Here is a 25,762-nt window from a genome sequence, read left to right on the forward strand (position 1 = left end):
ACTTGTGATCTGGCCCGGGCAGTCAGCAGTCGCCAAGGTTTTGACACCGGAAATTCCAGGGAGCAGTAGTCGCAGCAGGTGCCGCCAGGGAATGGCAGAAGCACGGTATCGTTCGCGGTGCCGTGCTTTTTATTTGTGCCCGCCCGCTCCGCTCCCGTCCCGCCTCCCCCGACCCGCCACCTGCAAAGATCCTCGCTTGCCTGTATGCTTGCCCGATTCATCGAACGGGAGTCCACTCAATGCATATCACCTGCGCTTTCGACAGCGGCAATATCGAGATCGTCAACGCTGACAGCAATCCCATCGAACTGGCCATCCGGCAGGACAACAATTCCGATTTTTACCAGTGGTTCCACTTCCGCCTTGAGGGAGAACCCGGCAAGCAGTATCCGCTGCGTATCACCAATGCCGGTAAGGCCGCCTACCCGGAGGGCTGGGAGAACTACCGGGTATGCGCTTCCTATGATCGCCAGAACTGGTTCCGTATCGGTGCCGAATACGACGGCAAGGTCCTCGATTTCACCGTCGAGCTGGACCAGCCGGCGATCTACCTGGCCTACTTCGCGCCCTTTTCCTGGGAGCGACACCTGGACATGATCGCCTGGGCACAGGGCAGTGACCTCGTCACACAGGAAACCCTCGGCCAGACCCTGGACGGGCGCGACATGACCCTGCTCACCATTGGCGATGCCAGTAGCGCCAAGCACCGTGTGTGGATGATCGCGCGGCAGCACCCTGGCGAGACCATGGCGGAGTGGTTCGTGGAAGGCTTCCTCGACGCACTGCTGGACGATGCCAACCCGGCCGCGCGCACTCTGCTGCAGGATACGGTCTTCCACGTGGTCCCCAATATGAACCCCGATGGCAGCGTGCGCGGCCACCTGCGTACCAACGCGGTCGGCGCCAACCTGAACCGGGAGTGGCTCGAGCCGAGCATGGAGCGCAGCCCTGAGGTTTACCTGGTGCGGGAGAAAATGCTCGAACTGGGTGGCGACATCTTCCTGGATATCCACGGCGATGAGGCCCTGCCCTTCAATTTCGTTGCCGGTTGCGAGGGCATCCCCGGTTACGACGAACGCCACGCAACGCTCGAGGACACCTTCAAGCGGGCCTTTGTCGCGGTCAACCCGGACTTCCAGACCGAGCGCGGCTATGAGAAGAACAAGCCGGGCGAGGCCAACATGACCGTGGGCACCAACTGGTGTGGCCACCAGTTCCGCACCCTGGCCCTGACCCTGGAGATGCCCTTCAAGGACAATGACAACCTGCCCGACCCCATCGAGGGATGGTCCCCCGCGCGCTGCCAGCAGCTGGCCCGCGACATCCTGTTCCCGATCCGGGAAACCCTCAAGAAACTGTGATCCCATACGCGGCAGCCACTGTGGCTGCCGCACAAAAGATAAGATCCTCTGCCGGCGGCCGGATATTCAGCACAGAATCATTCGGCCGCCAGCGCCGTTTTTGGTAACTTATCCGCCGATAAAAAAAGACAGGTAGAAATCCATGCAAATTTCCTCGTTTTGGCGCGGCATAGGCCTGACTGCGGCCATCGCCGGCGTCACCGCCTGCGGCAAGGACGCGACAGCGCCCGCCGACACCACTCAGACCGCTGACCCGATCAAGGTCATGGCGGAAGAACTGCACGAGCACATCGCCATCCTGGCCTCCGACAAGTTCCAGGGCCGGGCCCCCGCCACCGCGGGTGAAGAGCTGACCGTCAACTATCTGGCAGAGCAATTCGCCGCCCTCGGTTTGGAGCCGGGCACCACCGACGATCACGGTGAACCCAGCTGGTTCCAGCAGGTGCCGGTGGTCGAGATGCAGATCAAGTCCAGCCCCATGAGCATTTCCGGCCAGGGCTTCGAGAAAGAGCTGCAGCCACTCACTGACATGGTGGCCTTCACCCAGCGCCAGACCGAAGCGTCCGCCATCGACGCCAGCGAACTGGTGTACGTCGGCTACGGCATCGTGGCCCCGGAAAACGACTGGAACGACTATGCCGGCCTCGATATGACCGGTAAGACTGCGGTAATCCTGGTCAATGACCCGGGCTACGCCACCAAGGACGCGGACTTCTTCAACGGCAACGCCATGACCTATTACGGTCGCTGGAGCTACAAATTTGAAGAAGCGGCCCGCCAGGGTGCCGACGGCGCCATCATCATTCACGAGACCGGCGCAGCCGGCTACCCGTGGGAAGTGGTCAGCGGCAGCTGGTCCGGCGCCCAGATCAGCCTGGCAGCGGAGGACAAGAATGCGGACCGGGTGGCGATCGAATCCTGGATCACCCAGGACGTTGCGCGCGAGTTGTTCGAAGCTGCCGGCCTGGACCTCGACAGCGAAGTCGCGGCTGCCCACCAGCGCGGTTTCAAGGCCAAGCCGCTGGGGCTGAAAGCCAGCGTCGCACTGGAAAACAGCCTGCGCACTTCCGACTCCCGCAATGTGGTCGCGAAACTGCCAGGCAAGAAATACCCGGACGAAGCAATCATCTACACCGCCCACTGGGACCACCTGGGTGTCAATGACCACGCCGAGGGCGAAGACCACATCTTCAACGGCGCAAAGGACAATGCCACCGGCACCGCCGGCCTGATCGCCATGGCCCGCCAGGCGGCGGCAATGGAAGAGCGTCCGGACCGCTCCTTGCTCTTCGTCGCGGTCACCGCCGAGGAATCCGGCCTGCTGGGTTCCAAGTACTACGCCGCCAACCCGGTTGTACCGCTGGAGAAAACCGTGGCAGGCATCAACTTCGACGCCCTGGGCGTGCTCGGGCCGATGCGTGACGTGGTGGTCGTGGGCTACGGCAACAGCGAACTGGAAGAAATGCTGGAGACTGCGGCCAAGGGTCAGGAGCGCTACCTGGCGCCCGAGGAACACCCGGAGCGCGGTTACTTCTACCGCTCGGATCACTTCAGCCTGGCCAAGAAAGGCGTGCCGATGCTGTACTTCAAGTCCGGCACCGACTCCTTCGAACACGGCCGCGAGTGGGCCCAGGCTCAGGACCAGGAATACCTCTCCCACGCCTACCACAAGCCCGCTGACGAGTATGATCCGAACTGGAACCTGGAAGGTACTGCCATGGATCTGCAGCTGGGCCTGGAACTGGGCCTGAAACTGGCCAACAGCCGCGACTGGCCCAACTGGTACGAGGGCAACGAATTCCGCGCGGCCCGTGACGCCAGCGCAGAAGCCCGCCAGTAATCAGCGGCATTTGTCCCAAAAAAGCCCGGCTTTGCCGGGCTTTTTTCGTTCTTCCGGGGCATCAGGAATTCCTCACCCGGAATTTTTTCTGAGGCACTCGCCCCTTATCCCCCTCCCTGATCCCCTCAGCTTTTCTTCGCCACCAGCCAGTACGCAATTCCGAGTGCAACCGCCGCTGCGGCGATAGCGAACACATACAGCGCCTCGGTATCCGTCAGGTCCAGCACGATCACCTTCCTCGCAATCGCCATCAGCGCTGTCGCCAGCACCAGCTGGATGGGAATCACATTGGAGCCGAGATAGAGGCGGATGTTGATGAAAATCTCGATGGCGATCAGCACCGGCATAAAGGCGCCGAAGACATCAAACAGGTCGTTGTGGTCCAGTAACCATAGCGGTTCTTTCGTCAGCCGCTCGTAGATGGTATGGACTACATCGGCCACTGACCACATGATCACCAGTGCCATCAGCACCGCCAGCAGCCGCACCGAATTCCGGATTGCCCCGTGCAGGATACGAATCAGGGGATCCTCGTGCTCCTTCGGCAGCTCCTCGTGCACCAGTTGACTGTGCTCGTCAGTATCCGCCATCTCATCCTCCAGCCAAGTGTTGCGCACAACAGTTATAGCGCAGCTTGCCCATACAGCCTTCGGCGAGAGGTGAGCAGCAGATCCGGAGCCTGCCCTCTCCACTCCTCCCCGTCAGGACAAAACGGAGATACAAAAAAACCCCGCTGTTGCCAGCGGGGTTTTAGATGACGAATCAATCGCGGATAAAGATCCTCGACATCAGGCGTTTTCGAGCGCCCCGATCTTCTTCATTTCCTCGTCGCGCAGCTCGCGACGCAGAATCTTGCCGACATTGGTCTTCGGCAGTTCGTCACGGAACTCTACCTGCTTCGGCACCTTGTACGCGGTCATGTTATCCCGGCAGAAGGCGATCAGTTCTTCTTCGGTGAGCGAGTCATCGGCTTTCACCACGAAAAGCTTCACCATCTCCCCGCTCTTCTCGTCGGGGATACCGATGGCGGCGGCCTCAGTGACTTTGTCGTGGGCGCTGACAACGTCTTCAATCTCGTTCGGATACACATTGAAACCGGAGACGATGATCATGTCTTTCTTGCGATCGACGATTTTGATATAGCCGTCGTCCTGGATGACCGCCATATCACCAGTGCGCAGCCAGCCTTCACTGTCGATCGTCTCGGCAGTGGCCTCTTCGCGCTGCCAGTAACCCTTCATCACCTGGGGACCGCGTACGCACAATTCGCCCGGGGTGTTGTTCGGCAGGTCGTTGCCGTTTTCGTCGATGACCTTCACTTCGGTGGCCGGCACCGGCTTGCCCACGGTACCCAGCTGTACGGCCTCGGCCGGATTGAATGACACCACCGGCGAGGTCTCGGTCATGCCGTAGCCCTCGGTCACCACGCAACCGGTCATCTCCTCCCAGCGCTTGGCCGTGTCACGGGTCAGGGCCATGCCACCCGATGCGGTGGTGTGCAGCTTGCTGAAGTCGAGCTCGGCGAAGTCCGGGTTGCGCATCAGGCCATTGAACAGGGTGTTCAGACCGACGAAACCGGTGAAACGGATACCCTTCAGGGTCTTCACGAATGCAGGGATATCCCGCGGGTTCGGGATCAGGATCGAATGGTTGCCGGTGGCAAACAGGGACATGCAGTGAATGGTGAAGGCATAGATGTGGTAGAGCGGCAGCGGGGCGATGTAGATCTCTTCGCCTTCCTTGATGGAATCCCCCAGCGCTTCACGTACCTGCTCCATGTTGGCCACCAGGTTGCGGTTGGTCAGCATGGCCCCCTTTGCGACACCTGTGGTACCGCCGGTGTACTGCAGCACGGCTACGTCTTCCGGGCCCCGCTCGACGTCCTGATGTGGCTGCTTGCCCCCCAGGTTCATGGCATCGCGGAAATTGACCTGATTGCGGAAGGAAAACTCCGGAACCATCTTCTTGACGTATTTGGCAACACTGTTGATCAGGGTGCGCTTCAGCGGGCTGTGCAGATCAGCGATTTCACTGACGATAACGGTCTCTACACCGGTCTCCCCGATTACCTGGGACGCGGTATCGGCAATATTGGCCAGCACCACCAGCGCCTTGGCACCGGAATCATTGAGCTGGTGTTTCAGCTCCCGGCGGGTATAGAGCGGGTTGGTGTTCACCACCACTAGGCCGGCGCGCATCGCACCAAACACCACCACCGGGTATTGCAAAACATTCGGCAGCTGTACGGCGATCCGGTCGCCAGGCTTCAGGTTGGTATGGTTTTGCAGGTAGGAGGCAAAGCGGCCGCTCAACTTGTCGATGTCGGAAATTGACAGGGTATGCCCGAGACAAGTAAATGCGGGCCTGTCACCGAACTTGGCGCAGGCGTCTGAAAATACGTCGATAATGCTGCGGTCGAGGTCCAACTTTCTTCTCCCAATCCTGTTGTTGTTTTCTCTCAGTCCGTTTATAGCCGAATCCCGGCTCAACGGATCCGTTAATTATTGTTCATCCGCTGCCTGGCGTTTAATTCATTATGGAGTCGCCCGGCAACTGTAAAGCCTGTGTGCCGCTTTCGCAGCCTTATGATGCCCTCTCTCAGGCCGCCGGAAAAAGGTCGGCCAGCGCGGCGGCCAGATCCCGGTCGCCGGTATAACAAAGGTCGCCGAGCAGGAATGCATGGCGCGCGCTCAGGGTGCCTCCGAGGATGGCTTCGAGGGTCCGCTCCGACATCTCCAGCACCAGGCGCGGGGACTCAGTCTCTCCAAACCGGGAAATCACCGCCACATTTTCGCCACAGGGCGGCAATATCACGTAAAAATCGCTGGCATCCGGCAGCCGGAACTGTACCCGAGTGAGTGGGTGCAAACAAGAGAGCCTCTGCAGGCGCTCGATGATGGGGGCCGGCAACTGCATACTGCGGTCCTACTACCAGAGCGAAAACAGCGAGCCCACCCCGCCGCGGGGCATGTTGGGCTCGGCATAAAAAAACCGCCGGCTAGGCCGGCGGTATCGACAGGTGCCCGGACTCAGAAGGCGAAGTGCTCTGCGTCCAGCTCCATCAGGTTGGCCGCACCGCTCTTCATGGCTGCGGCATGGGTTGCGGTGCGCGGCAGGATGCGGTCGAAATAAAAGCGCGCAGTCGCCAGCTTGGCGCGATAGAAGTCGGCATCGCCTTCCCCTGCCGCCAGCTTGTCGTTGGCCACCTTGGCGGCACGAGCCCACAGGAAGCCCAGAGCCACGTAACCCGAGTACATCAGGTAATCGACGGAAGCAGCACCCACTTCTTCCGGATTCTCCATCGCCTTGGCACCGACGTGCATGGTGACATCGCCCCACTCCTTGTTGAGCTCCTGCAGCTTGCTGACGAACGGAGCCAGTGCTTCTGTATCGACTTCTGCCTGGCAGAATTTGTGCACCTGCTTGGTGAACTTGCGCAGCAGCTCACCCTGGCTCATCAGCACCTTGCGGCCCAACAGGTCCAGCGCCTGGATTCCGGTGGTGCCCTCATAAATGGTCGAGATACGGGCGTCGCGAACGTTCTGCTCCATGCCCCACTCGGCGATGTAGCCGTGGCCACCGAAGCACTGCAGGCCCAGGTTCGCCGACTCGAACCCGGCCTCGGTGAGGAATGCCTTGGCGATCGGGGTCAGGAAGGCGAGCAGGTCTTCGGCTTCCTTTTTCTCCTCATCGGATCCCTTGTGCGTGCGGTCCACCTGCTGCGCACACAGCATGATCAGCATGCGGCCGCCCTCGGCGAAGGCCTTCTGGGTCAGCAGCATACGGCGTACGTCCGGGTGCACGATGATCGGGTCGGCGGCACCTTCCGGGTTCTTCGGACCGGAAAGGGAGCGCATCTGCAGACGGTCACGGGCATAGGCCAGGGATTTCTGGAAGCCCGCCTCAGCGTGGGCCAGGCCCTGCAGGGCAGTACCCAGGCGCGCGGTGTTCATGAAGGTGAACATGCAGTTCAACCCCTTGTTCGGCGGGCCGATCAGGAAACCCTTGGCGCCGTCGAAGTTCAGCACCGCGGTGGCATTGCCGTGGATACCCATCTTGTGCTCGAGGGAGCCACAGACCACACCGTTGCGCTCCCCCGCGGAACCGTCCTCATTGGGCAGAAACTTGGGCACGATGAACAGGGAGATGCCCTTGGTGCCGGCCGGCGCATCCGGCAGGCGCGCCAGAACGATATGGACGATGTTTTCCGCCATGTCGTGCTCACCGGCGGAGATAAAGATCTTGGTACCGGTGATGGCATAGGAGCCATCCGCGTTGGGCTCGGCCTTGGTGCGCAGAATCCCCAGGTCGGTACCGCAGTGCGGCTCGGTCAGGCACATGGTGCCGGTCCAGGAGCCCTCGACCAGCTTGGTCAGGTAGGTGGCCTTCTGTTCGTCGGTGCCGTGCGCCTGAAGGGTATTCATGGCACCGTGGGAGAGGCCCGGATACATACCCCAGGACCAGTTGGTGGTACCCACCATCTCGCTCATGATGGTACCGAGGGACGGTGGCAGACCCTGGCCACCGTGCTCCGGGTCATGGGCCAGGGAAGGCCAGCCGGCCTCCACGAACTGCTGGTAGGCTTCCTTGAAACCTTCCGGTGTGGTGACTTCGCCATCTTTCCAGGTACAACCCTGCTGGTCGCCGACGGCGTTCAGCGGTGCCAGGACGTTTTCACAGAACTTGGCGCCCTCTTCCAGGATGGCATCCACCAGGTCCGGTGATGCTTCGTCATATCCCAGGGAGGCGTAGTGCTGGTCCCAGTCCAGCAGCTCGCGCATGGCAAAACGCATGTCACGCAGTGGAATCTTGATATCGGTCATCCTGCTACCCTCAGTTCGCTGTTTTTTCTCCGACCCGGCCGAAACCGTCCGGTCAGTTTTGTGACTAGTATCTAGGTTTCGTTCATCATAGTAGTAACGGACAAATTCGCTCTATGGCGAAATCCGTCCAAAGCAATGACAAATAGAGGCGTGACCAAATGGTTGCGCAGACAGTGAGCAGCGCCAGGGGGATTGGCACGGCAGTGGGTGGATCATCCCGCCTTGCGGCTGCGATATTCCCCCGGCGTGATACCGGTCCATTTCTTGAAAGCGCGGAAAAAAGCGCTGGATTCATCGAACCCAAGCATCTCCGCAATCTGGGCATTGGAGAGATCCGGGCAGCTCAGGTAGTGGAAGGCGGCCTCCATACGGCACTCGTCCTTCAGCTTCTGGTAGGAGGTGCCCTCCTGCTGCAGGCGGCGCCGCAGGGTGGTGACCGACATATTGAGACGCTCAGCCACCACTTCCGCCGCGGGCATGGACTCGCTCACATCGCGGTTGAGAATGGTTTTGACCTTGGTCTTGATGCTGTTGGCGCTGCCATCACTGATCACCAGATGATAGGGAGCGGTGCGGATAAAGTCCTCGACGGTCTGTGGATTCTGCACTACCGGATAGTCGAGATAGCGGCTGTCGTATTCCAGGGCATTGCAGGGCTGCTCGAACAGCAGCTCCCCCGCCTCGCTCTGTGCCAGGGTCTGGAATTCCTCCGGACAGGGAAAGGAAAAGTGCAGCCTCGCCAGGGGAATTTCACGGCCCACCAGCCAGCAGTAGAAGCGATGCCAGACGGCCAGAGTGGTACGGATAACACTGGGCGTGGTATCGGCGATCAGCCCTTCAAATTCGCCCTCTTCCAGTAAGCTGATACCACGGATCGCCACGCGTTCACGGCCATCGCCGACGGGCTCCAGTACCGGCTTGACCTTGAAGCCGCGGCAGATTTCCATGAATTCGGCACTCAGAGTGATCGCCTGCCTGACCGTCGCACAATTGACCACCGTCAGGCACAGCAGGCGAAAGGAGCCGGAACGCACCCGGCCGCCACTCAGCATACCGAACCACTCGTCCTGCACTTGCCACATGACGCGCTGGTAGAGGCGCCCGTACTTGAGCGCGGAAAAGGCCGCGGCACCAACGAGTTCGTCCTCGGTGATGTCCACCGCAGCAAGCAGCTCTTCCCGGCGACAACCATGCCGCCCGGCCTCATCGAGCAGGCGCTCGAGGTAGGCAATGGGGATGCGAATATCCTTATCCGGCTCGGCCATCTACTTTTTGCGTCCGCGCAGCCAGTTCAGCAGGGCACCGAATCCGAAAGCGGCGGCGATGATGACGGCGAGAAAGACCAGCAACAACACCAGATAAGAAAGAACATCCCGCACCGGCAGATCCCAGCTCCAGATCGCAGCTGCGACGAAGGCGGCACAGGCGAGAACGCTGGTCACAAACGAACGTCGACTTTTCTTTGCCATGGTCTCGCCCCACTGCCGGATTGAATGTGAACACTTGGTCGCATCTTGGTCGCGACACTAAACTCAGAGTATCGAGGAAGATACCCGTGCGGCGCGGCATCGTGATGCATCGAGCTGATACTGTCAACGCCGGAGGAGGCAAGCATGGCCAAGAGACTTCTTTATCGCAGCGACGACCGCCTGGCCCTGCGGCGGCTCTTCCGCGTTTGCGAAGTGCTGACCGCGGTCATTGCCACCATCATCGTCGGCCTGCTGGTGCTGACCTGATTGCCGACCTCCCGCTTGCGCCGCCGACAGCAGCCTACATGCTAGCCTTTTCCACTCCCATCCCCAATCAGGCCACCGGCGGCGAGCCGGGCGGGATCAAGCAGGGTCCTCAGCTTTTCCTCATCAAGATCGGTCATCTCTTTCGCTACTTCGATGACTGGCCTGCCCGTGCGATAGGCCTCCTTGGCGATTTCGGCCGCTTTTGCATAACCGATAACCGGATTGAGGGATGTCACGAGAATCGGATTGCGGGACAAAGCCCTGTCGATATTGCCTTTATTCACTGAGAAAGTGGCAACTGCCTTGTCCGCCAGCAACCCGGTGCTGCTGGTCAGTAAACGGATACTTTCCAGCAGGGTGTACGCGATCACCGGCAACATGACATTGAGCTGGAAATTGCCGCTTTGCCCCGCCACGCCGATGGTCGCATCATTGCCCATCACCCGGGCGGAAACCATCGCCACAGCTTCCGCAATCACCGGATTGACCTTGCCAGGCATGATACTGCTGCCCGGCTGCAACGCCTGCAGTTCAATTTCCCCCAAACCGGCCAGCGGACCGCTATTCATCCAGCGCAGATCGTTGGCAATTTTCATCAGTGCTACTGCCAGCACACGCAACTGCCCGGAGAGCTCCACCGCCGTATCCTGACTCGCGATGGCTGCGAAGTGGTTGTCGGCAGGGGCAAACTGGTGGGTGGTGTTCGCGCTGAGCTTCTGTGCAAACAGCGCGGCGAATCTGGGGTGGGCATTGAGTCCCGTGCCGATTGCCGTACCGCCCTGTGCCAGTTGCGCGAGCCTCGGCAACGTCCCGCGGATTCGTTCCCGGCACTGCTCGATCTGCGCCGCCCACGCCTCTACTTCCTGGGTCAGGGTGAGTGGCAGTGCATCCATCAGGTGTGTACGGCCGGTCTTGACCACCCCGTTGACGGACATGGCCTTTTCGTGGAGGACACTGTGCAGATGGCGCATGGCAGGAAGCAGCCCGTCGCGCACCCCAAGCAGTGCAGAAACATGGATCGCCGTCGGGATTACATCGTTACTACTCTGGCCCATGTTGACATGGTCGTTGGGGCTGATCTCCAGGCCGCTGTCGCACCGGGCAATGTGCGCGAGCACCTCGTTCACGTTCATGTTGGTGCTGGTGCCGGAGCCGGTCTGGTAGACATCGACGGGAAACTGGCGCTGGTAGTCCTCCTCAGTCAGGCTGTCACAGGCCTCGACAATGGCCGTCACCATTTCCTCGGACAGCTGTCCGAGATCACCATTGGCCTGTGCCGCCGACTTCTTGATCAGTACCACGGCGCGGATGAACTCCAGCGGCAGCCCCTGCCCACTGACCGGGAAATTGTCGACCGCCCTCTGCGTTTGTGCACCATAAAGTGCGGAGTCTGGTACCCGGATCTCTCCCAGGCTGTCTTTCTCTGTGCGGAATGTTTCGCTCATAAATTGAGTGAGCCTTGTTGGTAGAAGAAGTAAAAGACTAGCAAGCAAAAGCCAGAAATCAGAAAACCCGCATGATAAAGCGGACTTCTGGTACCCATGGCGAGAAGGCTTCCAACGATGAAAAACAGATTGAAATATACATAAAGGCTACCCAAGGCGATCAGGTAGTTCCCGCCCTTCAGCAGGGTATCACCAAAATCGATGACGAATACCAGCGCCAGCACCGCAAAAAACCACTTTCTCCTCAGGTAAAACAGCACAAAGTAGTCCTTGGGATCGCTGCTCTTCTCAGGAAAAAGAAGCGCACAGAGCACATAGAGCAGAGAGGCGTAGCTGATCAGGTACAGATAGGTGCCCAGGCCAATTTCACTGGTTTTCGTGAAGCGGAACTCCCACCACCAGAACTGAAGCAAATAAAACAGGACAAAAGCCACCCAGCCAAGATGAACCCAATACACACGGTCAGACCTCGGCTCTTCGACAACTTTGACGAGATTCCGCAGCAGGTGCGTCAGGCCAAGCCCCACCACAATGCCGAGGATGACCCGGATGTGCATGTACAGGGCGGCGTAATTGACATTGCCGGTAGCGAGGGATGGGGCTGAGTCCAAGCGATTCTGCTCCTCAAGCCATCAGAAGAAAGTTCGACAGTTGGCGGCCGAAGATAGCTAAAGCATAGCAGGAGGAAAATAATGCCAGGTGGTGGGAAAAGATTCGGAAGGGTACTCGATAGCCGCTTCTCCGGGCAGTAAACCCGGTTCAGGCGCAGATCAAATACTGACCCTTCCCTCCTGGGTCCACTCGCAACGAACCTGCATATCACCGCAGCCGGGCTCGTGGTAGAGGCCGGGGGCCTCCCAGGTAAAGGAATGGGTTCCGGAGAGTTCGGTTTCCAGGTGCACCGTTGCAGACACCCAGTACATTTTCTGTAGCAGCTCCTCGAACTTCTGGATCCAGTGACGCCACTCATACTCCACCGCGCGGTAGGAAGCGCCGAAGTGGATCACATCGGTCTGGTACTGGGATTGTTTCAGCTTGATGGTAGGGATAGAGAACATATCCCGGCACAGGAATGGCCATTCATCGGCGCTGGGCAGGGACAGCACCGCCTCGCGATTGACGCGCCGACGGTCGGCACCGCCCGCAAGACTGTTACTGTCTTTGATGCATCCGTAGACAATGGATTCCTGATCGCCCACCTGTTCCTTCCTCAGCACCGCTCGACCGGACAAAAAATATCCGGTCAAAATTCTCAGGAGCATCCACTTTAACGGGGCAGCGACAATAAAGCTACAACCGGCATCGCACAGCGGAGAGATTGCCGACGCGCTTCAGATTTCCACGCCCCGCTCACGCAGGAAGTCCAGGAACTGGTCCTCGTCCATCACAGGAATATCCAGCTCCCGCGCCTTGTTGAGCTTGGAACCTGCACCGGGCCCGGCTACCACTGTATCGGTGTTGGCAGAAACACTGCCAGCCACCTTTGCCCCCAGCCGCTGCAGGTAATCCTTGCCCTCACTGCGGGACAGGGTTTCCAGCTTGCCGGTCAACACCCAGGTCTGGCCGGCCAGCGGCTGCGACTCACCTCCGGTCTCCTCCGGCTGCCAGTGCACCCCGGCCTGGCGCAGCGCCTCGATCTCTTCCTGGGCATGGGTTTGCTGGAAAAACTCGGCGACAAAGTGCGCCACCACAGGCCCGACATCCTCGACCTCCTGCAGGGCCTCTTCACCGGCCTGCATCAGCGGCTCCAGGTCACCGAAGTGACGCGCCAGGTTGCGCGCAGTGGCCTCGCCTACTTCACGGATACCAAGGGCATAGAGGAATTTTGGCAGGGTCGTATCTTTACTGCGCTCCAGGGCATCGAGCAGGTTCTGCGCAGACTTCTCCCCCATGCGCTCGAGTCCGGCCACCTGGTCTTTTGTCAGGTGATAGAGCCCGGAAACCGAATGGAGCAGTCCCTCGTCCACCAGCTGCTCCACCAGCTTGTCACCGAGACCATCGATATCCATCGCCTTGCGCGAGGCAAAGTGCTTGATCGCCTGCTTGCGCTGGGCGCTACAGATCAGGCCACCGGAGCAGCGGGCCACGGCTTCGCCCGGGGTGGACTCAACCGGGGAACCACAGACCGGGCAATGATCCGGGAACACAATCTCGCGTGCATCGGCCGGACGTTTGTTCTCCACCACAGAGACCACCTGGGGAATCACATCCCCCGCCCTGCGCACCACGACGGTATCGCCGATCTTGACGCCGAGGCGATGGATTTCGTCGCGGTTATGCAGCGTGGCGTTGGACACGGTCACGCCGCCGACGAAGACCGGCTTCAGCCGCGCCACGGGTGTCACGGCGCCCGTGCGTCCCACCTGGAACTCCACATCCTGCAGTTCCGTCATCTCTTCCTGGGCAGGGAACTTGTAGGCCATTGCCCAGCGCGGGGCACGGGCCACAAAGCCCAGGCGACGCTGCAGGGGAATACTGTTGACCTTGAATACGATGCCGTCGATATCGTAAGCGAGCCCCTCGCGTTTCTCGCCCAACTGGCGGTGGTACTCGATACAGGCCTCGATATCCGGCGCAACGAGCATTTCGCTGTTGATACGGAAACCCCAGAGGTTCAGCTGCTTGAGGATTTCCGTGTGCCGGTCCGGCAGTTCAGCGCCCTCGACGAGCCCCACCCCATAGGCACAGAGTTCCAGCGGGCGCTGGGCAGTCACGCGGGAATCCAGCTGCCGCAGGCTGCCCGCAGCCGCATTGCGCGGGTTGACGAAGGTTTTCTCTCCCGCTTTGCGGGCCTTCTCGTTCAACTCAGCAAAGCCGGCCCTGGGCATGTAGATCTCGCCGCGCACCTCCAGCACCGCCGGCACATCTTTCTCCCGCAGCCGCAGGGGCACTGAGCCGATAGTGCGGACGTTCTGGGTGATATCCTCTCCGGTGGTTCCGTCGCCGCGTGTTGCAGCGCGCTCCAGCACGCCATCCCGATACAACAGGCTGATGGCGATCCCGTCGAGCTTCGGCTCACAGGCATACTCCACCGCACCAGGGCTGTTGAGCCGGTCGTGCACGCGGCGATCAAATTCCCGCAGTTCGTCATCATCGAATGCGTTGTCGAGGGAAAGCATTGGCACCTGGTGCCGTACTTCAGCGAATTCCGTCAGCGGCGCCGCCCCGACCCGCTGGGTAGGGGAGTCGGCGGAAACCAGCTCCGGGTACTCCGCCTCAAGGTCCTGCAATTCCCGCATGCGGCGGTCATACTCCGCATCCGGAAGCTCCGGTGCATCGAGCACATAATATTGATAGTTGGCACGCTGCAGCAGGTCGTGCAGTTCCTGCGCACGCTCACGTTTCTCTACGGGGACTTTCTTATTGGTCATCGTGTCTCGGCAAAACAGGAGTATCTGGCAGGGAGCGCCGGCCCGTCAGGAATTGGGCCGGCACCGGCCTGAACCGGCAGGGGTTTCAGGCAAGCGCGCGGGCGAGGGCCTTGCGGCGCCGGAATTCGACCACGCGCTGACGGTAATGCTCGGCGGTCTGGGCAGTGAAAACACTGCGGTTTTCATCCTTGAGCTCTCCGCCCAGCTGGGTGGCGATTTCACGGGAGACCGACAGCATCAACTCGAACGCCCGGATCGCTTCCATCTCCACCGGCAGCGCCAGGAACAGGCTCACACCCGGAGTAGTGAAATCTTCCATCTGCCCCAGGTCGAAGACGCCCGGCACCACCATATTGGCCAGGCTGAAGACCACCGGCCCATCATCACTGCCATTTTCGTGGTAGTGGAAAATGTTCATTTCGCCAAAGCGCATCCCTGAAGACAGCAGGACCCGGAGCAGATCGTTGCCCTCGAAATGATCGCCTTCCGGCGCCATGATATTGATGATCAGGACTTCTTCCACGTGGCTGCGCTCGCGACGGGTGGTTTTGGGCTTTTTGCGTGGCTCCGGGCGCGGAGCAGGCTCAGGCTCCTCGGCGGGTTCCTGGTGCGGCTCCGCCACGGCCTGCCGGGCTTTTGGTTCAGTGGTCTCAGCCTGCTCAACGGAATCACCGGATTCGACCGTGCTCTCCAGCACACCGAGGCTCGCGGATTCGTCCAGCTCCGGCTCGCGACGGCCCTCATCCACTGGCACTGAATCCATCAATGTCGGCACCTGGTCATCCAGGTTGAGGGACGCCTGTTCCGGTGCCTCCCGCTGCGGGCGACTGCCGGCCAGGGGTTTGCGTGAGGACTGGAAACTCTCCTGCACCTGCCGGTTGACGTTGAACGCCTCTTCCAGCGCGCGGCGCTGTACTACCCGCACGCGGCCGGGCAGCTCGGCGGCAATCTGCTGGCGCCGTGCTTCCTCCTCCGGGTCAACGAAATCGTCCGCCTCCGGCTCTACACTCCGCGCCGGCGACAGCACGTCCTCGTCATCATCGTATGCATCCTGGCGCATGGCCCGGGAAAGGTCGTCCGATTCCCGCAGCGACGCACGGTGACGCAGGTAGGCCCTGCGCGCGCCGTCCAGCACGGCCAGCAGCAGAATCAGAGCCAAAATTGTGATCAGCCAGTTGCCCATGATCGCGTCTCTCCCTTACGCGTCCTCAAGCCGAAGCCAGCTCGGCGGCCTCTTCCACGTTGACGGATACCAGTCGGGATACACCCGGCTCGTGCATGGTCACCCCCAGCAGCTGGTCCGCCATCTCCATGGCGATCTTGTTGTGGGTGATGTAAATGAACTGCACGTGCTGGGACATTTCCTGCACCATGCGCGCATAGCGACCCACGTTGGCGTCATCCAGCGGTGCGTCCACCTCATCGAGCATACAGAACGGGGCCGGATTCAGGCGGAAGATGGAGAATACCAGCGCGATCGCGGTCAGCGCCTTTTCCCCGCCGGACAGCAGGTGAATGGTACTGTTCCGCTTGCCGGGGGGCCTGGCCATGATCGCAATACCGGTATCCAGCAGGTCCTCGCCGGTGAGTTCCAGATAGGCATGGCCGCCGCCGAACACTTTCGGGAACAGTTCCTGCAACCCGGTATTCACCTGGTCGAAGGTCTCTTTAAAGCGGGTACGGGTCTCGCGGTCGATCTTCCGGATCGCATTTTCCAGCGTCTCCAGCGCGTCGGTCAGGTCGCCGTACTGGCGATCCAGGTAGTGCTTGCGCTCGGCTTCCTGCTTGTATTCATCAATGGCCGCCAGGTTGATGGCACCAAGGCGTGAGATACGGGCAGCGACTAGCTCCAGGTTCTCCTGCAGCTGGGCAATGGTCAGGTCGTCCGGCAATTCTTCGAGCAGCTGCTCCACGTCGTGATCGCTTTCCCGCAATTGCTCCACCAGCCCATTGCGCTGCACTTCCAGGGTCTGGGCACCCAGGCGCTCCTGCTCCAGCTGGGCACGAACGCCCTGCAGTGCAGACTCCACCTTGTGGCGCTCCTGTTCCTGCTCGCGCAGGCCGCTCTCCACCTCTTCCAGTTTCTTGCGGGCGTCGGCCAGCTCTGCCTCCACATCGAGGCGGGTGGCCAGTTTTTCTTCCAGCTCGGCCTGGTAGTCCTGGGACGGATCCTGGGCTTCAGACATCTGCTCCTGCAGCAGCTCGCGGCGGCTGCTCAGGCGTTCCACCTGCTCGCGCATCACCTGCAGGGTGCGCTCGAGGGAAATTTTCTGGGTGCGGACCGACTGCTCGCGCATGGCAAGCTCGTGGGCCCGGTCCTTGTCCTCGCGGGCGCGCTGGCGGGCCCCATCGAGAGCTTCCCGCAGCTCGTCACGGCGGGCCAGCATGGTCTCCCGGCGATCCGTATCCTCGCTCATCGCCTCGACCGCTTCCTGCAGCAACAGGCGGGCCTCCGAGAGGGATTCCGCCTCCAGCTCCAGCTGCTCACGCACCTCTGCCAGCTCCTGATCGATGCGGGTGCGGCGCTCATTCATCTGTTCGGCGCGGGCACGGCGGGCGGACAACTGGCTGCGCAGCTCTGCCTCGCGGCGGCTGAACTGCTCCACCTCAGAACGGGCCTGCTCGATCGCCTCATCCAGCTCCGCCAACTTGCCGCGTACCTCTTCCCGTTCGCCGGCAAGTTTCTCGATCTGATCCTCGCAGCTGGCAATCGCCTGCTCCAGCTCTTCCAGCTCCTGCTTGCGCGCCAGCACGCCGGCTTCCGCATCGCTGGCGCGGCTCACCCGCAGCCAGTTGGGGCCCAGCCACAGACCGTCACGGGTAACGATGGATTCGTGGGCTTTCAGCTGGCTGCGCATGCCCAGCGCCGCGTTCAGATCCTCGGCGGTATAGATTCCGGCAAGCACACCCGAGAGCGCCGCGGGACCATCCACCACCTCGGCCAGTTTCGGCAGGGAACCGGCTTCGGACGGGCTGACCGCAGCGCCGTCCACAAACACTGCCTGACCACTTTCCAGGCTGGCCAGGCTGTCAGAGAGGCTGTCCAGCTGATCGACGCAGATGGCCTGTAGCTGGGAGCCGAGCACGGTTTCCACCGCTTTCTCCCAGCCGGCACGGGCACTGATCTGGTCGGCAAGGCGCGGCTTGTCCGCCAGCGCCTGCTGCTGCAGCCAGTTCTCCACTGCCTTGCCCTGCCCCAGCGCCGCCTGCTGCAGCGCCTCCAGTGAAGCCTGGCGACCGCGGGAGGTCTGCAGTTGCAGCCGCAGCTGGTCCAGCTCGCCGCCCAGTTCGCGATCGCGGGTGCGCAACTCGCTCAGCTGTTCGTTTTTCTCGGCAACGGACTCGCGGCGCTCCAGCGCCTGCAGCTCCAGCTCCGCCAGCTGCTCACTGAGCTGCTCGGACTCGCTGTCGTCGCCACTGTCCTGCAGGCCGGACTGTTCCGCCTGCAGCTTGTTGATACGTTCCTGCAGGCGCTGGCGCGAAGTTTCCAGGTGCTGGATACGGGACTGCTGCACCTCCGCCTTCTGGCGGGAGCCGGAGGCACCCTGGTTGAACTGGTCCCACTCGTTCTGCCACTCGCGCATCTGCTCTTCGGCAGCCAGCAGGGCCTCGGCGGACTCCTCCTCCGCTGCCTGGACCATTTCCAGGTCCGGCAGGATGACTTCCAGTTCCGCCTCGAACTGTTCGGCCTTCTCCCGGTCTGCCTCGAGGCCGGTCTCCGCCTCGCGGAACTCCTGCTCGGTCTGCTGCAGGTCGGACTGCAATCGGGTATTGCGCTCGCGGGCGTGGGCGATGCTCTGCTCGATACGGGCAATATCGGCCCCCACGGCGTAGAAACGCCCCTGGACCTCGTTGAAGCTGTCGGACAGCTCGTGGTAGCCCACGCGCTTCTGCTCGATCTCGGAATCACAGGTCACCTGGCGGGTGACCAGCTCTTCCACGGTCAGTTCCAGCTCACCGATCTGCTGCTCTTTGGTCTTGGCCTGCTCGTTCAGGTCGCGGTACTTGAGCGCCTGCAGGTGCGCCTTGTGAGAGCGCTCTTCCTCTTTGAAGCGGCTGTACTTCTCCGCCGCGGCGGCCTGGCGCTCGAGTCGCGCCAGCTGGCGATCCAGCTCGTCACGGATATCGGTCAGGCGCTCCAGGTTCTCTTTGGTGCGGCGCATGCGGTTTTCGGTATCGCGGCGGCGCTCCTTGTACTTGGAGATACCGGCTGCCTCTTCGATATAGACCCGCAGCTCCTCGGGCTTGGCCTCGATCAGCTTGGAGATCATCCCCTGCTCGATGATGGCGTAGCTGCGCGGACCGAGGCCGGTACCCAGAAACAGGTCGGTCACATCGCGGCGGCGGCACTTCTCACCGTTCAGGAAATAGGTGTTCTGGCCGTCGCGGGTCACGCGACGCTTGACGGAGATCTCGGAGAAAGCGGCGTAGGCGCCGGTCAACTTACCCTCGGAGTTGTCGAACACCAGCTCGATGGAGGCCTGGCCCACCGGCTTGCGGCCGCTGGAACCGTTGAAGATCACATCGGTCATGGAGTCGCCGCGCAGGTTCTTCGCGGAGGACTCCCCCATCACCCAGCGCACGGCATCGATGGTGTTGGACTTGCCACAGCCGTTGGGGCCCACCACGGCACTGAGGTTGGACGGAAAATGGACAGTGGTCGGGTCAACAAAGGATTTGAAACCCGCAAGCTTGATGCACTTCAGACGCATGTATTCTGTAACTCGGTATTTGTTTTATGCCGGCGAGCTGTGGCCACACCAACGGCTGATTGTACATGGGGGCGCCGGCGGTTTCAGCGCAAATTTACCGCCGGCTGCGGGGTCCTGCCCCGGCTTCCCGCTACAGTTCGTGATCGATGCGGATGGCCTGCGGCTCTCCCCAGCGCGCCTCCGGCAAAATCTCGATCATGCCCTGCCAGTCTCCCGGTGCCGGCCGCGCGTCGCCGTGCAATGCCAGGCGAGCCACCAGCTGCACGGAATCCACCGTGGCGAGGGAGCGGCCGGGCATCATCGCCCGCGACTCGTCCAGCACCACTTCTGCCGGCAACTGCCCCGCCTGCAGGCGCACGATCGCCAGCGGCATGGGGCTCTCCGCAGAGCGGGCGTAGACAAATACCGGCGTATCCGCGGCCGCAGAAACGCTGTCTGCCAGACTGACACTGACCCGTATTGCCGGCCCCTGATCGGCAACTGCTGCCGCGGTTGCCGCCGGCTTCGCACTCGACTCACCGCCGGCTTCGGCCAGGGAGCGCTCTGCACGAGCGACACCGGCAGCCAGAGCCTGCGCGGCCATGGAGTCCGGACTCAACTGGCGCAGGGCGAGTTGCCAGTGGTCGCGGGCCGCACGGTAATCGCCATCTTCAAACGCCGCGATACCGGCCAACCCCAGTGCGGTGCCGTTATTGGGCTGCACCGACAGGGACTCTTTCACCAGGCTGCGCACTTCATCGGTAATCTTTGAGTTGGCCGCAAAGAACAGGGCCTGGGCCAGCTGCGCCTTCACGTCGGCGGCCTGGGGCTCACGTTCGGCCACATAGCGGTAGGCCGCAACGGCACCCGGCAGGTCGCCGGTCGCCATCAGGCGCTGGGCAAGCACAAAGCGGCTGGTCAGGTCATCCGGGTTGGCCTCAGTCCACACCTGCAACTGTCTGGTCAGCTGCTTCTCCGCAGCGGCATCCATCCCCCCCTGCTGGCTGACCAGCAGGCTCTGGTGCAACCGGAGGCCCTCATAGTGCCCTGAAACCAGGTACAGCCCGCCTGCCGCCAGCGGCAGTACCAGCGCCAGGCCGATCAGGAGTCCGCGTCCGCTGGCGCGACCGGAGACGCGACCAGAGTCGCCTTCTGCAGCCAGCAGGTTGCGGGCCATTTCCGCCTCGAGCGTTTCGAACTGGTCCCGGTCAATAGCACCAGACTCCAGTGAGGCCCGCAGCTCCGTGTGCTGCTCGTGGTACAGGGCAGCCAGCGCCTCGCGCCTGGCCGCCGCCCGCGCAGTGCCGGCTCCGCGAAGCGCAGGCCACAGAACAACGAATGCCAGCGGCAGCGCCAGCAGCGCCAGGCCCAACCACAGCTCAGTCATTGCGATTCTTCTCTTCTTTTGTGTTCAGTTCTTCCGCATCCGCGCCCAGCAGCTGCTGGAGGCGCCGGCGCTCCTCATCGGTGAGCCCGGGGCTCGCATCCGCCTGAGCGGCACCGCGGCCACTGCGTGAACGCACCACGATCACCACCAGGGCCAACAGGCCCAGCGCGGCAAACACACCCGGCGCCAGCCAGAGTGCCACCGTATTGCGTTGCAGCGGCGGCCGGTAAAGGACGAAATCCCCGTACCTGGCCACCATGTATTCGGTGATCTCCGCATCGCTGAACCCCTCCTCCAGCAACCGGCGGATTTCACGCCGCAGGTCGTTGGCCACCGGGGAGTCCGACCCCGCCAGGTTCTGGTTCTGGCACTTGGGGCAACGCATCTCCTCGATCAGTACCTTGTAGCGCGCCTCGAGTTCTGGCGTCGACAGGGGTTCGGCATCCACGGCGGCGGCCGCAGACAGGGACAGGCACAGGGCGACGAACGCCGTGAACATCAGGGCTGGCCAGCGGATTGGCATCAAGGGGGCCTCCCTCTCTGGGGTTGCGGTGGAAATTTGCGCGATTATAGCAGTGCCGCCGCGGCCGTCCCATGCCCAGATAACCATGGAAAACAACGCAAGCCCTTGAAAGACAAAAAAATTTTCACACAAGCCGTTGACGCGCCGGAAAATATCATTACTATACGCAGCTCCTGACGCGGGGTGGTTAGCTCAGTTGGGAGAGCGACGGCCTTACAAGCCGTAGGTCACAGGTTCGACCCCTGTACCACCCACCACTTCCCTCCTCCTGCCCGGCAGGAAGAAACAAGGGAAGCAAGGAATGCGGACCGGTAGTTCAGTTGGTTAGAATGCCGGCCTGTCACGCCGGAGGTCGCGGGTTCGAGTCCCGTCCGGTCCGCCATATACGAAAAAGGCCCACACGAAAGTGTGGGCCTTTTTTGTATGTGTTGGATCGGCGTGACAGAAGCCCAGTTCGACAAATCGGCAGGACAGCCGATTTGGACAATGCCGCACAGCGGCGTTGCCCGAAGGGCGAGGGACAGGGATGGCCCGAGTCACTAATTTGCCCAAGGTAATTTTGGACGCCGAACCCCCGCGACGGCACCCGAAGGGTGAGCGGCAAAGCCGCGAATCAACCCCGTCCGGCCCACCCCAAATCCTCCTATGTGCTTCTCAGCCCCTCACCAAATTGAGGCTTCTGCCACATGAAGCGGCCCAAGAAATCTCACGGGAATACGGTAACTACCCCTCAGCGCCCCCAAACACCTGCCCAATCAAAATACTCCCCCGCGCCACGGGATCTTTGCGAATCAATGCCTCTTCTTCACCAATACGACTAAACAACTTCGCCATACTCTGATCGATCACGTAACGCTCCAGGTCCAGCTCCGGCTTGCCGGCCACAGGGAGCTTCTCATAGGCCGCCAACAGGCTTTTGTACTCACTGTAAAACCCGGTCTGACGCAGGTTCGACTCCACGATCGGCTGGTATCGCATCCGCAGCGCGCTCTCGGTCTGCCGACGGAAGTACTCTGTCGCCGCTGTCTCGCTGCCACGGACAATGCCCAGCGCATCATCGATCGTCATCTCCGCAATCGCCTGCTTGAATACCGGCGCGGCTTCTACCGCAGCCTGCTCGGCACCGCGATTCATGGCATTTTGCAGCTGGTCGACGTAACTGCCGAGCCCGAACTGACGCAGCCCATCCGCCACCGGCTGCGCGCTGGCGGGCAGCGGCAGGTTGAATGCACCGGCTTGAGACAGGCCATTGCCCGCACGATCGGTACTGGTGGAAAGCATCTCCTTGATTCCCCGCGCGAGCCTGGAGTCGGTGTCATAACCGGCATTCTTCGCCACCTGATTACCCAGATCGACCCAGGGAGACGCGGCATCCATATTCTGGCATCCCGCCAGCATTACCAAACTGGCCAACACGCTCATCAATTCCCGCCACTGCTTCATGAACAATCTCCTCAACTGAAAGCAAGCCGATGTTACCTCATAGCCGCGACGTGTCAGTGACCGCTTGCAACTTCCTGATGCACGGACGCCCACAGGAAAGCGCTTCCGCCCCTTGCCTCTGCCCACATTTACCATCTCGATCTTTTTGATCCGGAAATATTGACTCGAAAAATTTTGGCAGTAAGATACGCAGCCCTTCACGGGTGGTTAGCTCAGTTGGGAGAGCGACGGCCTTACAAGCCGTAGGTCACAGGTTCGACCCCTGTACCACCCACCACTTCCCTCCTCCTGCCCGGCAGGAAGAAACAAGGGAAGCAAGGAATGCGGACCGGTAGTTCAGTTGGTTAGAATGCCGGCCTGTCACGCCGGAGGTCGCGGGTTCGAGTCCCGTCCGGTCCGCCATATACGAATAAGGCCCACACGAAAGTGTGGGCCTTATTCGTATATGGGGGATCGGCGGACGAGAGCCCCAGTTCGACAAATCGGCAGGAGAGCCGATTTGGACAATGCCGCACAGCGGCGTTGCCCGAAGGGTGGGCGCCAGGGACGGCGCCCATCAGTCCCACCTCGATGCCACCCATGCACCCGCTAACCCCCACTCGCAAAAGTGGGGCTTTTTTGTATGTGTTGGATCGGTGTGCGAGAGCCCTAGTTCGACAAAATTGCCAGAGGCAATTTTGGACGCCGGAGCCACGCGACGGCGCCCGCAGGGTGAGGGCCAGCACGGGCCGAATCAGTACCCCCCGTTCGACAAATCGGCAGGACAGCCGATTCGGACAATGCCAAACCAACCTATTCCGACGAAATCACCACCTCCAGAGATACTTCTCCAGAAAGCGACGCCGTCACCAGACAGTGGGACTCGGCTTTCTCAACCAGCCGTCGGGCCTTGTCTGGATCCTCACCTTCGGGAATCACCAGTTCAGCATGGACGTTGAACGCCGTAAATTTCACGCCGTCCGAGCCTTTGTCCAGAATACCGTCCACATCACATACAAGACGCCGCCATTCCAGTTTGGAATGACGGGCGATGGCTCGGAACGTCAGCACCAGGCAATCGGCGATGGCACCCACAAGGAGATCCTCAGGGGACCAGCGATCTCCGGGTCCGTCGAATTGTTTGGGCGGGGCACTGATGATGGGCTCCAGCCCTTCGGCTGTCACCTCAACATCGCCATCGCTGTCCGCGCTGGCGGCGACACGATAATGGTGGGGAAATTCCTGCATGGCACATACCCGGCAAACTGTCTGACGCAGCTTAGGACCGGCGTGACACCATCACAAGATACTTTTCAGGTAGCCCTAAACTCAGGCAAGGGGACAGCGGTCATTGACTCAGGTGGCAACCTAGCGGGCTGACAACAGGGTAACCACCGCATCGAATAACCCGCGCTCCAGCTCGGCATCCCGGAGGTGATTGCCCTGCAGGTCGAAGTTGTCATGGAACTTGGAGATCGAGAGACTGGCAAGCACCTCGGCACCAAAGTGCGGTGCAGAGGATTCCGCTGCAGCCAGCACCCGTTTGGCTCCACCGGGGCCAGGGGAAGCTGCCAGATACACCGCGGGCTTACCCTGGAACACCCTCTGGTCGATACGGGAAACCCAATCGTAGAGATTCTTCCACGCCGCGGTATAAGAGCCGTTGTGCTCGGCAAAGGAAATCAGCAGGGCATCGGCAGCGCCGATCTTGTCGAAAAAGCGTTGTGCCGCCGGCGGGTGGCCCAGCTCCTGCTCCCGGTCCACGCTGAAAAGAGGTAACTCGAAGTCGTTGAGATCAAGGATCTCAACCTCGACACCCTCGAGGAGCCCCGCGGCATAGGTTACCAGGGCCTTGTTGATGGATTGCTGGCTGGAGCTGGCGGCAAAGGCAAGTATCTTCACGGAATTCCCCGGCTGTGAAAGTTCGATTGCGCCCAGGGCGCTACTGATTATGGTTCACGTGAGACATACGAAACCAGAGCAAGGGCAGATTAATCCTGCTCGTCGGAAAGGCCAAAGCCCTCCGCCTGCAACTGCGCTTTCAACTCTGGCCAGCGATCTGCCGGCAGGCTGAGCGTTACACTAACCCCGCTGCTGTAAGTGGCCTCCTTACAGAGTCCTCCAACCTGCCCCACGAGGAAACGCAGGCGGGCCTCCTGGGCGAAATCACAACTTACAGAAACATCGATGGAGGCAATGAATGGCCTGAGCTCTGCAACCTGCAGCGCGGCACCCACGGCGCCCCGGTAAGCCCGCATCAGGCCACCGACACCGAGCTTGGTACCGCCGAAGTAACGGGTGACGATTGCCCCCACATTCCCGACTTCCTGCTTCAGCAACAGTTCGAGCATCGGCCGCCCTGCGCTGCCGCCGGGCTCACCATCGTCGTCGGAGATCATCACATCAGGATTGGAAGGATTGCCGATCACCAGCGCAGTGCAGTGATGGCTCGCATCGGGATACTGGTTGCGTACCGCCTCCAGTTGCTGAAGAAATGCCGCCCTGTCCTCTACCGGGCCCAGCCAGCAGATAAAGCGGCTTTTCTTTTCTTCAGTTTCACTGACAACGGGAGAGCAGGGAATCCGATAACTCACCGGAAAATTCGCCCCAGGTCTGGTTTTGCAGTTTTTCGTAGAGCGGCTGCAGCTTGGTCTGCCAGACACGGTCATCGACCACACCGACGTGCTTGCAGCGAATCACGCCCTGCGCATCCACAAGGAAAGTTTCGGGTGCACCGAAGACACCGAGATCCAGCGCCAGCTTGCCCTCGCGGTCTGCAACACTGAACAGGTAGGGATTATGGAACTGCTCCAGCCAGCGCCGCGCCTCCACATCGTCATCTTTCAGGTTCACGCCGACGATGGGGACACCCTGCTCTGCCAGCTGGTTCAGGTAGGGGTGCTCCACCCGGCAGGCAATGCACCAGGTGGCCCAGACATTCATCAGCAGCGGCTTTGCCGGCAGGTCCGACTTCTGCGCCAGGGTTTTACCGTCGGAGACTTTCGGCAGTGAAAATTCCGGCACCGGCTTGTTCAGCAATGCGGAGGGCATATCCTGCGGATTGAGTGACAGCCCCCGCCAGAACAGCACTGCCAGCGCGGCAAAGATAATCAGCGGCAGAAAGAGTTTCAGTCGCGCCATGGTTCCCTCCCCAGTTCGATTG

Annotated in this window: 22 protein-coding genes and 4 tRNA genes; 7 read left to right on the forward strand and 19 right to left on the reverse strand. The window is 61.2% G+C overall.

Translation table 11 applies throughout. The features are described 5' to 3' along the window. Positions 1–239: 239 nt before the first annotated feature. Positions 240–1,361, forward strand: coding sequence for a M14 family metallopeptidase (locus tag LVD12_RS13695; protein ID WP_237068299.1), 1,122 nt, complete (start codon positions 240–242; stop codon positions 1,359–1,361). 142 nt (positions 1,362–1,503) lie between these two features. Beyond that, positions 1,504–3,201, forward strand: coding sequence for a M28 family metallopeptidase (locus LVD12_RS13700; protein ID WP_237068300.1), 1,698 nt, complete (start codon positions 1,504–1,506; stop codon positions 3,199–3,201). Positions 3,202–3,326: 125 nt separating this feature from the next. Here the strand turns inward: LVD12_RS13700 and LVD12_RS13705 are convergent, their stop codons facing one another. The 6 genes from LVD12_RS13705 to LVD12_RS13730 form a co-directional block, all read right to left on the reverse strand. Then, a complete protein-coding gene (locus LVD12_RS13705; RefSeq protein WP_237068301.1) occupies positions 3,327–3,791 on the reverse strand; it encodes a phosphate-starvation-inducible PsiE family protein in 465 nt (154 codons plus the stop codon). Positions 3,792–3,989: 198 nt separating this feature from the next. Next, a complete protein-coding gene (locus LVD12_RS13710; protein WP_305080543.1) occupies positions 3,990–5,627 on the reverse strand; it encodes an AMP-binding protein in 1,638 nt (545 codons plus the stop codon). A 172-nt stretch (positions 5,628–5,799) separates the two neighbouring features. Further along, on the reverse strand, positions 5,800–6,117 hold the full coding sequence (locus LVD12_RS13715) for an SCP2 sterol-binding domain-containing protein (protein WP_237068302.1): 318 nt from the start codon (positions 6,115–6,117) through the stop codon (positions 5,800–5,802). 113 nt (positions 6,118–6,230) lie between these two features. Beyond that, positions 6,231–8,024, reverse strand: a complete 1,794-nt coding sequence (locus LVD12_RS13720) for an acyl-CoA dehydrogenase C-terminal domain-containing protein (RefSeq protein WP_237068303.1) — start codon at positions 8,022–8,024, stop codon at positions 6,231–6,233. A 212-nt stretch (positions 8,025–8,236) separates the two neighbouring features. Further along, positions 8,237–9,289 carry an AraC family transcriptional regulator gene (locus LVD12_RS13725; RefSeq protein WP_237068304.1) on the reverse strand — a complete coding sequence of 351 codons (1,053 nt, stop codon included), beginning with the start codon at positions 9,287–9,289 and terminating at the stop codon, positions 8,237–8,239. Continuing rightward, positions 9,290–9,493, reverse strand: a complete 204-nt coding sequence (locus LVD12_RS13730; protein WP_237068305.1) for a hypothetical protein — start codon at positions 9,491–9,493, stop codon at positions 9,290–9,292. It lies immediately after the preceding gene. Between the two features lie 144 nt (positions 9,494–9,637). Between LVD12_RS13730 and LVD12_RS16130 the strand changes: the two genes are divergently transcribed. After that, positions 9,638–9,760: a hypothetical protein gene (locus LVD12_RS16130; protein WP_255771927.1), complete on the forward strand. Its 123-nt coding sequence runs from the start codon at positions 9,638–9,640 to the stop codon at positions 9,758–9,760. A gap of 41 nt (positions 9,761–9,801) precedes the next feature. On the opposite strand, the gene LVD12_RS13735 is transcribed toward LVD12_RS16130, so the two are convergent. The 8 genes from LVD12_RS13735 to LVD12_RS13770 form a co-directional block, all read right to left on the reverse strand. Next, entirely contained in the window at positions 9,802–11,205 is a 1,404-nt protein-coding gene (locus tag LVD12_RS13735; RefSeq protein ID WP_237068306.1) for a class II fumarate hydratase, read from the reverse strand. Continuing rightward, on the reverse strand, positions 11,202–11,816 hold the full coding sequence (locus LVD12_RS13740; protein WP_237068307.1) for a hypothetical protein: 615 nt from the start codon (positions 11,814–11,816) through the stop codon (positions 11,202–11,204). The genes LVD12_RS13735 and LVD12_RS13740 overlap by 4 nt, the downstream gene beginning before the upstream one ends. Positions 11,817–11,975: 159 nt before the next feature. Continuing rightward, positions 11,976–12,437 (reverse strand): hypothetical protein, encoded by a 462-nt coding sequence (locus tag LVD12_RS13745; protein ID WP_237068308.1) that lies wholly within the window; start codon positions 12,435–12,437, stop codon positions 11,976–11,978. 99 nt (positions 12,438–12,536) lie between these two features. Continuing rightward, positions 12,537–14,576: an NAD-dependent DNA ligase LigA gene (gene ligA / locus LVD12_RS13750; RefSeq protein WP_237068309.1), complete on the reverse strand. Its 2,040-nt coding sequence runs from the start codon at positions 14,574–14,576 to the stop codon at positions 12,537–12,539. 85 nt (positions 14,577–14,661) lie between these two features. Beyond that, positions 14,662–15,759, reverse strand: a complete 1,098-nt coding sequence (zipA, locus tag LVD12_RS13755; protein WP_237068310.1) for a cell division protein ZipA — start codon at positions 15,757–15,759, stop codon at positions 14,662–14,664. Between the two features lie 25 nt (positions 15,760–15,784). Continuing rightward, entirely contained in the window at positions 15,785–19,288 is a 3,504-nt protein-coding gene (gene smc, locus LVD12_RS13760) for a chromosome segregation protein SMC (RefSeq protein WP_237068311.1), read from the reverse strand. 130 nt (positions 19,289–19,418) lie between these two features. Beyond that, positions 19,419–20,654: a c-type cytochrome biogenesis protein CcmI gene (ccmI, locus tag LVD12_RS13765; protein ID WP_237068312.1), complete on the reverse strand. Its 1,236-nt coding sequence runs from the start codon at positions 20,652–20,654 to the stop codon at positions 19,419–19,421. Next, a complete protein-coding gene (locus tag LVD12_RS13770; protein WP_237068436.1) occupies positions 20,647–21,177 on the reverse strand; it encodes a cytochrome c-type biogenesis protein in 531 nt (176 codons plus the stop codon). Before LVD12_RS13770 ends, ccmI begins: the two co-directional genes overlap by 8 nt. Positions 21,178–21,358: 181 nt before the next feature. On the opposite strand from LVD12_RS13770, the gene LVD12_RS13775 reads away from it, so the two are divergent. Further along, a tRNA-Val gene (locus LVD12_RS13775) sits at positions 21,359–21,434 on the forward strand. Between the two features lie 48 nt (positions 21,435–21,482). Beyond that, positions 21,483–21,559, forward strand: a tRNA-Asp gene (locus LVD12_RS13780). A gap of 341 nt (positions 21,560–21,900) precedes the next feature. On the opposite strand, the gene LVD12_RS13785 is transcribed toward LVD12_RS13780, so the two are convergent. Then, a complete protein-coding gene (locus tag LVD12_RS13785; RefSeq protein ID WP_237068313.1) occupies positions 21,901–22,620 on the reverse strand; it encodes a DUF4197 domain-containing protein in 720 nt (239 codons plus the stop codon). A 201-nt stretch (positions 22,621–22,821) separates the two neighbouring features. On the opposite strand from LVD12_RS13785, the gene LVD12_RS13790 reads away from it, so the two are divergent. Beyond that, positions 22,822–22,897, forward strand: a tRNA-Val gene (locus tag LVD12_RS13790). A 48-nt stretch (positions 22,898–22,945) separates the two neighbouring features. Next, positions 22,946–23,022: transfer RNA gene (locus LVD12_RS13795), tRNA-Asp, on the forward strand. A gap of 390 nt (positions 23,023–23,412) precedes the next feature. On the opposite strand, the gene LVD12_RS13800 is transcribed toward LVD12_RS13795, so the two are convergent. The 4 genes from LVD12_RS13800 to LVD12_RS13815 all read right to left on the reverse strand — a co-directional run bounded on the left by LVD12_RS13800 (position 23,413) and on the right by LVD12_RS13815 (position 25,740). Next, the gene (locus LVD12_RS13800) at positions 23,413–23,847 is read right to left on the reverse strand and encodes an OsmC family protein (RefSeq protein ID WP_237068314.1); all 435 of its coding nucleotides are present in this window, start codon (positions 23,845–23,847) and stop codon (positions 23,413–23,415) included. 120 nt (positions 23,848–23,967) lie between these two features. Then, the gene (locus tag LVD12_RS13805; protein WP_237068315.1) at positions 23,968–24,501 is read right to left on the reverse strand and encodes an NADPH-dependent FMN reductase; all 534 of its coding nucleotides are present in this window, start codon (positions 24,499–24,501) and stop codon (positions 23,968–23,970) included. Positions 24,502–24,590: 89 nt separating this feature from the next. Continuing rightward, positions 24,591–25,193, reverse strand: coding sequence for an IMPACT family protein (locus tag LVD12_RS13810; RefSeq protein WP_237068316.1), 603 nt, complete (start codon positions 25,191–25,193; stop codon positions 24,591–24,593). After that, the gene (locus LVD12_RS13815; protein WP_237068317.1) at positions 25,156–25,740 is read right to left on the reverse strand and encodes a DsbE family thiol:disulfide interchange protein; all 585 of its coding nucleotides are present in this window, start codon (positions 25,738–25,740) and stop codon (positions 25,156–25,158) included. The genes LVD12_RS13810 and LVD12_RS13815 overlap by 38 nt, the downstream gene beginning before the upstream one ends. Positions 25,741–25,762 lie beyond the last annotated feature (22 nt).

The organism is Microbulbifer guangxiensis, from assembly GCF_021729075.1.
Classification (GTDB): domain Bacteria; phylum Pseudomonadota; class Gammaproteobacteria; order Pseudomonadales; family Cellvibrionaceae; genus Microbulbifer; species Microbulbifer guangxiensis.